Origin of the sequence: Rhizobium mayense, assembly GCF_030272705.1 — a bacterium.
GTDB lineage: Bacteria > Pseudomonadota > Alphaproteobacteria > Rhizobiales > Rhizobiaceae > Rhizobium > Rhizobium mayense.
Genome location: NZ_JARFYM010000010.1, coordinates 217,765 through 231,098, shown reverse-complemented (window position 1 = coordinate 231,098; position 13,334 = coordinate 217,765). Strand labels below are relative to the sequence as shown.

The 13,334-nt window shown below is 61.8% G+C and carries 10 protein-coding genes; 1 reads left to right on the top strand and 9 read right to left on the bottom strand.

Annotated features, from left to right (window positions below):
- The 9 genes from PY649_RS15140 to PY649_RS15100 form a co-directional block, all read right to left on the bottom strand.
- Positions 1 to 1,788, bottom strand: a complete 1,788-nt coding sequence (locus PY649_RS15140; RefSeq protein WP_285869314.1) for an adenine deaminase — start codon at positions 1,786 to 1,788, stop codon at positions 1 to 3.
- On the bottom strand, positions 1,785 to 2,708 hold the full coding sequence (locus tag PY649_RS15135; RefSeq protein WP_285869313.1) for a nucleoside hydrolase: 924 nt from the start codon (positions 2,706 to 2,708) through the stop codon (positions 1,785 to 1,787). The genes PY649_RS15140 and PY649_RS15135 overlap by 4 nt, the downstream gene beginning before the upstream one ends.
- Before the next feature lie 4 nt (positions 2,709 to 2,712).
- Positions 2,713 to 3,741, bottom strand: coding sequence for an ABC transporter ATP-binding protein (locus tag PY649_RS15130; protein ID WP_285869312.1), 1,029 nt, complete (start codon positions 3,739 to 3,741; stop codon positions 2,713 to 2,715).
- The gene (locus tag PY649_RS15125) at positions 3,734 to 4,513 is read right to left on the bottom strand and encodes an ABC transporter permease (protein WP_285869311.1); all 780 of its coding nucleotides are present in this window, start codon (positions 4,511 to 4,513) and stop codon (positions 3,734 to 3,736) included. The genes PY649_RS15130 and PY649_RS15125 overlap by 8 nt, the downstream gene beginning before the upstream one ends.
- Positions 4,510 to 5,340, bottom strand: a complete 831-nt coding sequence (locus PY649_RS15120) for an ABC transporter permease (RefSeq protein ID WP_285869310.1) — start codon at positions 5,338 to 5,340, stop codon at positions 4,510 to 4,512. The genes PY649_RS15125 and PY649_RS15120 overlap by 4 nt, the downstream gene beginning before the upstream one ends.
- Before the next feature lie 87 nt (positions 5,341 to 5,427).
- On the bottom strand, positions 5,428 to 6,450 hold the full coding sequence (locus PY649_RS15115) for a polyamine ABC transporter substrate-binding protein (protein WP_285869309.1): 1,023 nt from the start codon (positions 6,448 to 6,450) through the stop codon (positions 5,428 to 5,430).
- Between the two features lies 1 nt (position 6,451).
- Positions 6,452 to 7,537, bottom strand: coding sequence for a LacI family DNA-binding transcriptional regulator (locus PY649_RS15110; RefSeq protein ID WP_285869308.1), 1,086 nt, complete (start codon positions 7,535 to 7,537; stop codon positions 6,452 to 6,454).
- Positions 7,538 to 7,730: 193 nt separating this feature from the next.
- The gene (locus PY649_RS15105) at positions 7,731 to 9,119 is read right to left on the bottom strand and encodes a M20/M25/M40 family metallo-hydrolase (protein WP_285869307.1); all 1,389 of its coding nucleotides are present in this window, start codon (positions 9,117 to 9,119) and stop codon (positions 7,731 to 7,733) included.
- A gap of 111 nt (positions 9,120 to 9,230) precedes the next feature.
- The gene (locus PY649_RS15100; RefSeq protein ID WP_285869305.1) at positions 9,231 to 9,647 is read right to left on the bottom strand and encodes a MarR family winged helix-turn-helix transcriptional regulator; all 417 of its coding nucleotides are present in this window, start codon (positions 9,645 to 9,647) and stop codon (positions 9,231 to 9,233) included.
- Between the two features lie 446 nt (positions 9,648 to 10,093).
- On the opposite strand from PY649_RS15100, the gene polA reads away from it, so the two are divergent.
- Complete coding sequence (polA, locus tag PY649_RS15095) at positions 10,094 to 13,096, top strand: DNA polymerase I (protein ID WP_285869431.1); 3,003 nt, start codon at positions 10,094 to 10,096, stop codon at positions 13,094 to 13,096.
- Positions 13,097 to 13,334 lie beyond the last annotated feature (238 nt).

Below are 13,334 nucleotides of genomic sequence, written 5' to 3'. Positions count from 1 at the left end.
CTAAGCCGCAACTATGACTGGCGTCTCCAGCACCTTGCCGGTCACCACATCGGCGATCCCGCGATCCGTCTGATGCGGCCCGATGTTGCAGGCGAGCGTCGCACCGAAGCAGGCCTTGAAGACGAGGTAAGGCGGCCGCCAGTCGACAATTTTTTCCATTGCCTTGCGGATCGAGCGGAAGGCCTGGGCGGTTTCCTCGAGCGGTGTCGTCGCAACCAGCCCGGAGACGGGCAGGGGTAGCAGCATGTCGACTTGACCGTCCGAAGCAACGGCCATGCCGCCGCCGGCGGCGATGACGGCATTGGCTGCAACCGTCATGTCTCTGACGTTGCCGCCGAAAACCGTGAGATTGTGGCTGTCATGCGAGACCGTCGTGCAGAAGGCGCCGCGCCATTCTCCCCAGCCGGTCAGAAAGCCGACGCGCGGTCGTCCATCGGCCTTGCCGTGGCGATGCGCGACCGCGATCATGGTGGTCCCAGCCGACGGCACCACAAATCCGTCCGCCACATCGGCTTCAACCTCGCCCCATTGTGTAAAGCGCGGCTGGTCGATCGTTGCGAGGCTCACGCGATTGCCGGTAGCCGGCACGCGGAAATCATCTTCGCTGAGAGGCGCAAGCTTGACGGAATTCCGCAACGGCGTGGTGTCGAGTTGGTCAACCGCGCCGATGATCTGGCCGGCCTCGGCAATGATCTTGCCGCTGGCGATCACCTGCTTCGCTTTGAAAGTGTAGAGATCCTCAAAAAGCACGATATCGGCGCGGCGGCCGGCGGCGATGAGGCCTAGATCGCGGCGACCGAGCCGCATGGCGGCGTTCAACGTCGCTGCCCTTAACGCCCATTCGGCCTTGAGGCCGTCGCGCACCAGGCGCCGGACAACGTCGTCCAGGCCGCCGTCGAAATGCAGTTCGTCGGGAAAGACGTCGTCCGTGCAAAGCGTCACCGTCTGCGGCATAAAGCCGAGATTGTTGATGACCTCGACGAATTGCTTGAGCAGATGGTCGTGCGAACCGCGCAGCTCGATGGTCATGCCTGCAGATAGTTTGGCAAGAAGATCGGCGCCGGAGGTGAGTTCGTGGTCGGAAGAAACCCCGGCCGCCATGAAAGCGTTGAGATCGGCGCCTTCCAGCCCGCGGGCATGGCCGCATACCAGCTTGCCGGATTGGAGCCCGGCATTGACGATCGCGCTCGCCCGCGGATCGCCGTCGATGACGCCGCGCATCGTCATGACCTCGGCGACGCCGCCGATCTCACGCCAGGCCAGCATGTCGGCCATCGCGGAAGCATCGAAATCGGCGCCCGCCAGCTCCAGGCCGGGCGCGGAGGGCACGCAGGAGGGCGCAAGCGGGATGACACGAAGCGGCAGCGATCGCGTCGCCTCGATCGCCCAGCGCATGCCGTCCAGACCGTGCACATTGCCGAATTCATGCGGATCCCAGACAACGGTCGTGACACCGTGCGGCAACACGGCTTCGGTATAGGCGGCCGGCGTCACCATCGAGCTCTCGATGTGCATATGCGTATCGATCAGGCCAGGGGAGACAAAGGCGCCTCCGGCGTCGATCGTCTGAGCTGCATCCGCGCTGCCGCCCGGCGCATGGACGCTCGCAATCAGTGCGCCGACGACGCCGATATCAGCGGCGCGGATCTGGCCGGTCACCATGTCGACCAGACGACCACCCACAATCAGCAGGTCGAAAGGCGCATCGCCCCGGGCGGCAGCGACCGCGCGGGCGCGCAAATCGGGCAAATTGAGATCGGCGGGCTCGCTTAGGGTATGTTGGGTCATCGGCGTGCCTCGTTGATCATCGCCTCGAAAATAATGACGCGCGCTTGGTCAGCGTCGATCTCGGCGGCAAAATGTGCGTTGAATTCGGCATGGGAGGCGCGCGTCTCGACGACGGTGCGCCCGCGGGTGTGCTGTCCGTGCAGTTCGACATCGATCCGGCCACGCTGGAGTCTCGCGATCTCCGGGGCGATGAAAATGGCGGCGGCGGTCGGATCGTAGATTGCCATGGCAGGACGGCCGCGGCTGATGGCGATGTTGACGTAGCCGCCGAGGAGATCACCGAGGAGTTCGGCGTTTTTGCCGCCAGCCTGGCGCACGCGGTCGACATCGTCAGGCCGCGCCAGCACCTTTCGGCAGATGTCGAGGTCGACCATCCGCAGCGGCAGGCCGTGGGCGAGCACGATCGCAAGCGCTTCCGGATCGGCATAAGCGTTGAATTCGGCCGACGCGGTATGATTGCCTGACGTCACGCCGCCGCCCATCCAGGTGAGCTCGTCGATGCGCGCGGCAAGATCGGGCCGGGCCAGCGCCAGCGCGGCGATATTGGTAAGCGGCCCGAGCGCGAGGATGCGCTTCGGCTCCGTGCCGTCCTCCAGCCAATTGCAGAGGGCGGTGAAGGCATCGCTTGCCGGCAGCTCACCCGCCGGCGGCAGGCTCTTGCCCGTGGTCGGTATGCCGCTTTGTCCAAGAATGCGCTGCGCCGTTTCCAGCTTGGAAAGCACCGGCAATTCGCGGCCGGTATGGATCGGAAATTCCCAGTCGAAGGCGGCGGCGGCATTGGCCGCATTGGCGCGCACCTGCGCCAGCGGCGCATTGCCGCTCACCAGCGAAACGCCGTCGATCGCGAGGCCCGAATGCGCCACCACCAGAATGGCGCCGATATCGTCGAACCCCATGTCGGTATCGATCCAGATCCCCATGGCCTTACCTGTATTTCGCGAGTGATGCCGCGGCCGCGACTGGCAGGTCGAAGGCAAGCTCGCTGCCCATGGCGTGCACGGCTGCCGCCGCATCCACCTCGGCCTTGATTGGCCCGAGCGGCGTGTCGAGCAAATATTCGCGGCTGTTGCCGGCGAAAGACGTGCCGCGCACGGTGCCCTGGAAAGGACCAGAACCTAGGGTCACCGTGCGCGGCCGCCAGGCCAGTCCCGCCGCAGACGATGGCGAGGGGGCGGAAAGCGTGACGGCGCCGCTCGCCGTCTTCAGCTTGCCGTTCTCTAGCGCGAAGACATTTTCGAAGCCGACGAAATCGGCAACGAAGGCCGAAATTGGCCGGTTGTAGATATCCTCCGGCGTGCCGATCTGCTCGATGCCGCCGTTGAGCATGACGATGATGCGGTCGGCGAGCGCTAAGGCCTCCACCTGGTCATGGGTGACGAAGATCATCGTCACGCCGGTTTCCTTCTGAACCCGTTGCAGCTCAGTTCGCATTTCCAGGCGCAGGCGCGCGTCGAGGTTCGACAGCGGCTCGTCGAGCAGCAATACCTTCGGCTCCATCACCATGGATCGCGCCAGCGCCACGCGCTGCTGCTGGCCGCCGGACAATTCGCCGGGCTTGCGACCGGAAAAGTTGGCGAGCCCCACGGATTTCAGGCCGGCACCGACGCGGGCGTCCAGATCGTTGCCGCGCATACCCTTGAGACGCAGGCCGAAGGCGACGTTTTCATAGACGGTCAGATGCGGAAACAGCGCGTAGGATTGGAAGACCAGGCCGACAGCGCGCTTGTTAGCAGAGACGCGGGTGATGTCGGCGCCGTCGAGGCTGATTTTGCCTGAGGCTGGCGCGAGCAGCCCGGCGATCGCCCGCATCGTCGTCGTCTTGCCGCAGCCGGAGGGGCCGAGCAGGGCCACGAGCTCGCCTTTGCCGATCGACAGATTGAGGTCCTTGACCGCGACCGTGTCGCCATAGCCGAGCGTCAGCCTGTCCAGCTTGAGGTAGGAGGGATCAGACATAGCGGGAAAATCCTAGGAAGCGCTCGGCAAGGAAGACGATGCCGATGGAGAGGAAGGCAAGCAGCGCCGACAGCGCGGCGACGGAAGGATCGTAGGTCGTTTCCATATAGCCGAGCATGTCGATCGGCAGCGTCTGCACGCCCGGCTTGGCGAGAAACAGCGACACCGGCACCTGATTGAAACTGGTGACGAAGCCCAGGATGAAGGCCGCGAGCACGCCGCTGCGAATATTCGGCAGCACCACGCGGAAAAAAGCGCCGAGCCGCGACGAACCGAGCAGCACGGCAGCCTCTTCCATATCGGAGCGCAGGTTGTTGAGGCTGGCCGAGACCACGCGCACGGCATAAGGCAGCACCAGCGCCGTATGCGCAAAGAACAGCGCCAGCGTGATGTCGAAGGAGAAGGGCACGACGAGGTAGCGCAGGATCGCCAGACCGACGATGATGCCTGGCACGATGATCGGTATGGAAACCATCGTGCGGATCGTCTCGCCACCCGGCAGCTTATAGCGCGACAGCGCGTAGGCGGCCGGAATGCCGAGGATCAGCGCAAGCAACGTGCCGCCGATCGCTAGAAACATCGACATGGCGAAGCTTGCGCGAAAGCTGTCGACGGTGAAGACCTTCGCGACCCAGCGCAGCGAAAGGCCCTGCGGCGGAAAGGCCAACGTCTCGCCGCCCGACAATGAGGCTGCGACGATGATGATGAAGGGGCCGATCAGGAAGACCAGCAGCAGGAAGAGGACGAGCGGAGAGAACAGGCGGCGCATCATGTCCGGGTCCTCGCCGTGGCAAGCCGCTTCAGCACCAGATTGGCGCCGAAACTCATGACGATGAGGATGAAAGCGATCACACTTGCGGAAACATAGTCGTTGGAAACCGCGATTCGCTGATAAAGCAGCGTTTCCAGCATCAACACCTTGGAACCGCCGAGAATCGCCGGTGTGATATAGGCCGTCAGCGAGCCGGTGAAGACCAGCGTCCCGCCGATCACCAGGCCTTCGCGCGTCAGCGGCAGCACCACTTTCCAGAATACCTGGAACCAGTTGGCGCCAAGGACTCGTGCCGCGGGAATGGCGTCCTTCGGCATGTTCTCGAGCGCGCTGATCAAGGACAGGATCATCAACGGCAGGAAGAGCTGAAGGAGCCCGATGAAGACGGCGGTTTCGCTGAACAGCATGCGCAGCGGCTCGCTGCTCAAACCAAGGCCTTGAACCACCTTATTGACGATGCCGGTACGGCCGAGGATGACGATCCAGGCATAGGTGCGCGCCACCGGCGAAATCATGAGCGGCAGTATCACCAGGCCGACCATGCGCCCCTTGCCCTTCGGCGGCAGGTTGACGATGCTGAAGGCGGCAGCGTAGCCGATGACAGCGGAAACGGCGGTAACTTCGACACCGAGTCTCAGCGTACGCAGGAAGACCGTCTGGTTCAGAGACTCCGAGAAGAAGGCGGTATAGGCCGAAAGCGTCCAGCCGCCGGGGGCGATATGAAAGCCCTCCGACAGCAGGATCAGCACCGGCGCAAGGAAGACCACCGTGACGAACACCGCCGCGGGCAGGGCAAGCGCCAGAGCTTCGGCCCTATTCTGGAACATCGAGACTAACCTTCACGAAAGGGAAGTGGATAAAAAACGGCGGGCGATATGCCGACGTCACGGCCGGGATATCGTTTCGAGGCGGGGTTATTGGCCGACCTTGTCGTTCCATTCTTTGACCCAGCCATCGCGCTGATCGAGGGCGACGGCGGACGGAATGAGCTTCAGGCTTTTTGCCGTATCTTCTCCGTAAGTCAGGTTGTTGGCGACATCGTCGGGCAGCTTCACTTCCTTGTTGGCGGGGCTGTCGACCAGCTTCATGGCGAGCGCCGTCTGGACCTCGGTTGAGAGCCAGAAGTCCATGAACTGCATGGCGAGATCCTGGTTCTTCGAACCCTTGGTGACGACCATGACGTTCATGCCGCCGGTCTGGCCTTCCTTCGGTGCCGCCCAGGCGACGGGCACATCGAGCTTGGTGAAGCCGGCCCAGGAGAAGCGGCCGATCGGGGCGGCCCAGATTTCTTCCTGCTGCATCAGTTGCACGAGCTGCGAGGATTTCTCGTAGAAGGTAACGATATCGCCCTTGTGCTCGCCGATAGCAGCGATCGGGGCGGCGAGGTCGGGCGTATTCTTGCCGAGCGCGAGGCCCAGCATATAGAGCGCCGGCGGGCCCTGATTGGTGGTGACGTTCGGCCACGCGATGTGGCCGACATATTCCGGCTTCAGGAGATCGGTCCAGGAATCGATCTTCATCTTGTCTGGACGATAGGCGATCGAGGTGGCGTAGAACGTGTAGCCGACGCTCATGCCGTCGCCATTCGGGTCCTTGGCGATGTCGTAGAGCTTGTTGAAGTTGCTGAGCTTCGAGGTGTCGATCTTGTCGATCAGGCCGGCACGGGAGGCCTGCAGCGCATCCGCCATGGAGACGACGGCCATATCGACGACCGGATTGGCCTTGTTTTCCTGCATCTTTGCCAAACGCTCGACGCTGTTGCCGGTTTCGACCACCAGCTTGCAGCCGCATTTGGCTTCGAAGGGATCGTAGACGAGCTTTTTGTAATCGTCCTGAGCGAAGGCATAGACGGAAATGGTGAGGGTCCGTTCCTCTGCTTGCGCGCCAAGCGACGAGAGCGCAAGCAACGTGACTGAGGCCAGAAGCAGTCGTTTCATATCAGGAGTTCTCCGCTGAGAGGTTCGTTCTTGCCGGCCCGGGGCCGGAGGATTGACGGACGACAAGCTGCATCGGCACGCGCGATTTCTCTGCAGTGACGAGTCGGCTACCGGGCAGCGGCTCGTCCGCAGCCGCTTCGCCCGGCCCCCCTTTTTCGATCGGTCCGCCATTCTCGATGGCATTGACCAGCGCCGCGATGGCGATCTCGGCAATCGTCTCCATGTCCATGCGCATTGTGGTGAGCGCGGGAGTAACGACCGCCGACCAGATGAGATCGTCGAAACCGGTGACGGTCGCACTGTCCGGCACGGCGATGCCGGCCCGCTGCAATTCGGTGAGTGCGCGCAATGCATGCAGGTCGGAGAGCGCTGCGAAGGCGGTAAAACCCTGCCGCGCCTTGTCCGCCAGTCCCAACAGGCAGCCGGGGCCGTTCTGCTCTTCCAGTTTTTCGATCCAGAGAACCTCGGTCTTTATGGTCGCGTCGAGGGCGGATTTGAAGCCGCCGATGCGGTCGTTCTGCACGTTGGAGGTGCTGCTCGCGCCGATCAGCAGAATCTTGCGATGTCCGAGATCGCGGAGATGCGTGGCGATCTCGCGGCCGCCCTGCCAGTGGTCGGCGGAGACCGTGTTGCCTGGCGTCGAGGGAGTGTCGATGACAGCCACGGGACAGCCGGCATCGGCGATGCGCGTGCCGCGCCGCGGCACGATCACCATGCCGTCGACGCCGCGTTCCACCAACCGGTTGATCGCTTCGGTCTGCATGCCGATGTCACCGCGGGAATCGGCGATCAATATGCCGTAGCCGGCGACGGAGGCGGCATATTCGACCGCCTGGGCGATTTGCGGGAAGAGCGGATTGGAAATATCGGGCAGAACCAGGCCGAGAACGCCGCTCCGTCCGGTCCTTAGCGCGCGGCCCGCCTGGCTCGGCACATAGCCGAGCGCGGCGGCTGTGGCGCGTATGCGCTCGACCAGCTCCGCCGAAACACGTCCCTTGCCGGAAAGGGCATTGGACACGGTTGCGACGGAGACGCCGAGCGAGGCTGCAATCCTGCTGAGATTGGGTCCGGCGCGCGTGGATGCCATCTGGTCGTTACACCAATTGATAAAAAGATTGATTAATCGTTTAATCAACGCCTACAAGAATCGTAGGTGTTTGTCGAATCGAAATTGATACGGGTGCAAACATTGCTGGCCACATCGAATGGTAGCACACGGCAATGAAGAGGAAAACAATGAGAGGACGCGCGATCTCGCTCGCGCGTCCTCGTTCGACAGCTTAAGCGACGAGCGCGTCGAGGATGCGGATCCAGGAGCGGATGCCCTTATGATAGGACCTCAGTTCGTATTTCTCATTCGGTGAGTGGATGCGGTCGTCGGCCAGGCCGAAACCGACGAGCAGGGATTCCATGCCGAGCATCTTCTGGAAGTCGCCGACAATCGGGATCGATCCGCCCATGCCGATAACAATAGCCGGCTTCGGCCACTCGTTGGAAAGGGCGTTCTTCGCCTTGGTCAGCACCGGCGAGTCGTAGGACAATTGGATTGCGGGCGAGGCGCCGTGCCCATGAAATTCCACTGAGCAGTCGGCGGGAACCTTCGAGCGGACATAGGCGCGAAAGCTCTCGCGGATTGCCGCCGGGTTCTGCTGCCCGACCAGACGGAACGATACCTTCGCCGACGCCTTGGCGGCGATCACGGTCTTGAAGCCTGCGCCCGTGTAGCCACCCGAAATACCGTTGACCTCAGCCGTCGGCCGCGCCCAGACGAGCTCCATCACCGAGCGGCCCTTTTCGCCCGATGGAATGGAAAGGCCTACTTCGCCCAGGAATTTCTCCGTCGTCATGCCGAGCGATTCCCATGAGGCCTTGATGTTGCTCGGCGTCTCTTCGACGCCATCATAGAAGCCGTCGAGCGTAATGCGGCCGGTCTCATCATGCAGGCCGGCGAGAATGTCGGTGAGGATATGGATCGGATTGGCGGCGGCGCCCCCGAACATGCCGGAATGCAGGTCACGGTCGGCGGCGTTGATCGTGACTTCTTCACCGACGAGGCCGCGCAAGCCCGCCGAGATCGCCGGCGTATCGCCGTCCCACATGCCGGTGTCGCAGACCAGCGCAAAGTCCGCCTTCAGTTCGGCGGCATTGGCTTCGAGGAAAGGCTTCAGCGACGGTGAGCCGGATTCCTCTTCGCCTTCGAATAGGATGGTGATGCGGACCGGCAGCGCACCTTTGATTTCCTTATAGGCGCGAACGGCTTCGACGAAGGTCATCAACTGGCCTTTGTCGTCGGAGGTGCCCCGACCGGTCAGAATCTTGCGGCCGTTGCCCATGTCCTTGATGGCAGGCGCGAAAGGATCGCTCTCCCAAAGCTCGATCGGATCGACCGGCTGCACGTCGTAGTGGCCATAGAAAAGAACATGCGGCGCATCGGCGCTTGCCGCGTCGTGATGGGCGACGACCATCGGATGGCCGGGCGTGTCGCGCACGGAGGCCGTGAAGCCGAGCGAGCTCAGATAGGCGACCAGCCATTCTGCTGCCTTGCGGCACTCCGCCTTGAAGGCCGGATCGGTCGAGATGGATTTGATGCGCAACAGTTCGAAGAGGTTATCGAGGCTGGATGGAAGGTTCTGATCGGCGCGGTCGAGAACGGGCGATACATCGGTCATATCCGACTCCTTACATGGAAATTGGCCGGACGATAGACCAAAGCCGATCCGGTTTCGAGGCAGGAAAACCGAAAATTTCCGAATGCCGGCCAACAGGCGACATGCGACGCTCTATAGAAGCTTGGCGTTTTCCAGGATGCGCCGGACATATTCGAGCAGCAACTCGCGCTCGAAGGTGCGGAAGCCTCTGAACAGGTCCTTGTCCGCTGCCATCGCCGCTTCGACGGCTTCCGTCTGCATGGCGGAGGCCCTGCCGGTCAGGAAGACCAGTTGCGCGCGTTTGTCGGACGGATGCGGCCGGCGCTCCACCAGCCCGTCGCGCTCCATGCGCGACAAGGTATTGGCCATCGTCGCCTGTTCGATGTCGACGCGCTCAAGCAACTGCTTCTGCGTCAGCCCGTCCTCGGACCACAGTTCGAGCAAGATTGGGAACTGGCCGGGCGAAAAACCGAGCCCTGCCGCCCGTTGTTGCAACGAGCGGGCAAATCCCTTCGCCATTTGATTGGCAAGGTAAGCCGCAGAGTCCATCCGGTTAAATCCCATGATTGCAAGTATGCCCGTATTTTGGAGTAACACAATCAGCAAATCTTGGGTGGGCGCGTCTGAAAACGGCTAAATTCTGGTGATATTCCGCACCTTGTTTTGCTGGCTATGTGAATGAATTCTAATAGAAAAGCCGCCATGGCCTGGAGGGGGGACCATGACGGCTTTGAAGGGGGGACAAAGGCCCGGAGAGGGGGATAGGCCTTTGTCCAAGTCTGACATGGCGGGGGACAGGCCGGTTGCCAGACCCTCGGCGTAATCAATCGCCGGTGAGTAAAACATGATACTCTGAATATGGTTTTTCAAGGGAATCGGCAGATTAGATTGATTAAAAATTAGTAACGTTTCAGTGAGAGATTTAGGTTGTTTCGCACATTGCCTGATGGAACTTTATATGGACGTTGGAGATGGGCCACGCTATCCATGTTGCCATGAAAAAAGGTGATCATCTCTTCCTCGTCGACGGCTCCGGTTTCATTTTCCGGGCCTTCCATGCCCTGCCGCCGCTGACGCGCAAATCCGATGGATTGCCGGTCGGCGCCGTCTCCGGTTTCTGCAACATGCTGTGGAAGTTGCTGACCTCGGCGCGCGATACTTCGGTCGGCGACACGCCGACGCATTTCGCCGTCATCTTCGACTATTCCTCGAAGACTTTCCGCAAGGATATCTACAACGCCTACAAGGCCAACCGGAGCGCACCGCCGGAGGAGCTGATCCCGCAATTCGGGCTGATCCGCGAGGCGACGCGTGCCTTCAACCTGCCCTGTATCGAGACGGACGGCTTCGAGGCAGACGACATCATCGCCACCTATGCTCGTCAGGCCGAGGCAAACGGCGCCGATGTCACCATCATCTCCTCCGACAAGGATCTGATGCAGCTCGTCACCCCCATGGTCCACATGTACGACAGCATGAAGGACAAGCAGATCGGCATACCCGATGTCATCGAGAAATGGGGCGTGCCGCCGGAAAAGATGATCGATCTGCAGGCCATGACCGGCGATTCGATCGACAACGTGCCCGGCATTCCAGGGATCGGCCCGAAGACGGCGGCGCAGTTGCTGGAAGAGTTTGGCGATCTCGACACGCTGCTTGCCCGCGCCGGCGAGATCAAGCAGCAGAAGCGCCGTGAAAATATTGTCGCCAATGCCGAGCTGGCCCGGATTTCCCGGCAATTGGTGACGCTGAGGACCGATGTGCCGTTGGAGCTGTCACTCGACGCCCTGGTACTCGAACCGCAGAACGGCCCGAAACTCATCGGCTTCCTGAAGGCGATGGAATTCACCTCGCTCACCCGCCGCGTCGCCGATGCCTGCAATTGCGATGCGGCGGCGATCGAACCATCCGAGGTCAAGGTCGAGTGGGGCGACACCGCCCATGGTCCGGATCTCGATGTCGGCGAAAATGTCGATCTCGTCGCCGGCAGCCAGGTCGCGGCCGAGGGCGCCTCGGTGCCTGCACCGGTGGTCAAGTCGCGCATGGCCTCGGAAAGTGCCGCGGAGCCGGCCGAACTTGCCAAGGCGCGAGCAGCAAGCTTCGCCACCGCACCCATCGATCACTCGACCTATGTCACCATCCGCGATCTGTCCGTTCTTGACCAATGGATTGCGGACGCGCGCGAAACCGGCATTGTCGCCTTCGATACGGAGACGACCTCGCTCGACGCGATGCAGGCTGAAATCGTAGGCTTTTCGCTCGCGATCGCCGATAACAGGAACGATTCTTCCGGTGCGGTCATCCGCGCCGCCTATGTGCCGCTCGGCCACAAGAATGGCGTCGGCGATCTGCTTGGCGGCGGGCTCGCGGATAACCAGATCCCGCTGCGCGATGCCTTGCCGCGGCTGAAGGACCTGCTGGAAGACACTTCTATCCTCAAGATCGCGCAGAACCTGAAGTACGACTATCTGTTGATGAAGCGCTATGGCATCGAGCTCAAAGCCTTCGATGACACCATGCTGCTTTCCTACGTACTGGACGGCGGCGCCAACGGCACGCACGGCATGGACAGCCTGTCGGAGCGCTGGCTCGGCCACAAGCCCATCGCGTACAAGGATGTCGCCGGCAGCGGCAAATCAAACGTCACCTTCGATCTCGTTGATATCGACCGGGCCACCACCTATGCTGCCGAAGATGCGGATGTGACGCTGCGGCTCTGGCTGGTGTTGAAGCCGCGGCTGGCGGCGGAAAAGCTCACCAGTGTTTATGAGCGCCTGGAGCGGCCGCTTGTGCCGGTTCTCGCTCACATGGAAGAACGCGGCATCACCATCGACCGGCAGATCCTGTCGCGCCTCTCCGGCGAGCTGGCGCAAGGCGCAGCCGCCCTGGAAGACGAGATTTATACACTGGCCGGCGAGCGCTTCAACATCGGCTCGCCGAAGCAGCTCGGCGATATTCTTTTCGGCAAGATGGGTCTTGCCGGCGGCAACAAGACCAAGACCGGGCAATGGTCGACCTCGGCGCAAGTCCTGGAAGATTTGGCGGCCGCCGGCTTCGAGCTGCCGCGCAAGATCGTCGACTGGCGCCAGCTCACCAAGCTGAAATCCACCTACACCGACGCGTTGCCGGGCTACGTCCACCCCGAAACCAAGCGCGTCCATACCTCCTATTCATTGGCTTCGACCACGACGGGGCGCTTGTCTTCTTCCGAGCCGAACCTGCAGAACATTCCGGTTCGCACGGCCGAAGGCCGCAAGATCCGCACGGCTTTCATCTCGACGCCGGGCCATAAGCTGATCTCGGCCGACTACAGCCAGATCGAACTGCGCGTGCTGGCGCATGTCGCCAACATTCCGCAGCTTGAGCAGGCCTTCGCCGACGGCGTCGACATTCACGCCATGACGGCCTCGGAAATGTTCAGCGTGCCGATCGAGGGCATGCCGAGCGAAGTTCGCCGCCGCGCCAAGGCGATCAATTTCGGCATTATCTACGGCATTTCCGCCTTTGGCCTCGCCAACCAGCTTTCGATCGAGCGCTCGGAAGCGGGCGACTATATCAAGCGGTATTTTGAGCGCTTCCCCGGCATTCGCGACTATATGGAAAGCACCAAGGCGGCAGCGCGCGACAAGGGCTATGTCGAGACCATCTTCGGCCGCCGTGTGCACTTTCCGGAAATCCGCTCTTCCAATCCGTCGGTGCGCGCCTTCAACGAACGCGCCTCGATCAATGCGCCGATCCAGGGGTCCGCGGCCGACGTCATTCGCCGAGCCATGATCAAGATGGAGCCGGCGCTTGCGGCGGCCGGCCTCGGCGATCGCGTGCGCATGCTGTTGCAGGTGCACGACGAATTGATCTTCGAAGTCGAAGACGCCGATGTCGAGCGCTCTACGCCGATCATCGTCTCGGTAATGGAAAATGCCGCCATGCCGGCCGTCGATATGTCTGTGCCGCTAAAGGTGGACGCTCGCGCCGCCAACAATTGGGACGAGGCGCACTGAGCGGCGGGTCGGAAACGGTCTATCCCGCCCCTGGCGGGCGGGAAAGCAAATTCTTACATTTAGCCGCAGGCTAAGTGTTAGAAATTGCAAGGGCGAGGGTAGGCAGGGGCGCATGGAACCCCTCAATTAATTTGGACGAGGCCGGCCCCCCGCTCTTGCAATTTCAATTGCTTAGAAATTGCGCTAAGCTTTTGAATGTGCGGTTACCATTATTGCGCAATCCCTAAACCAGTGAAAT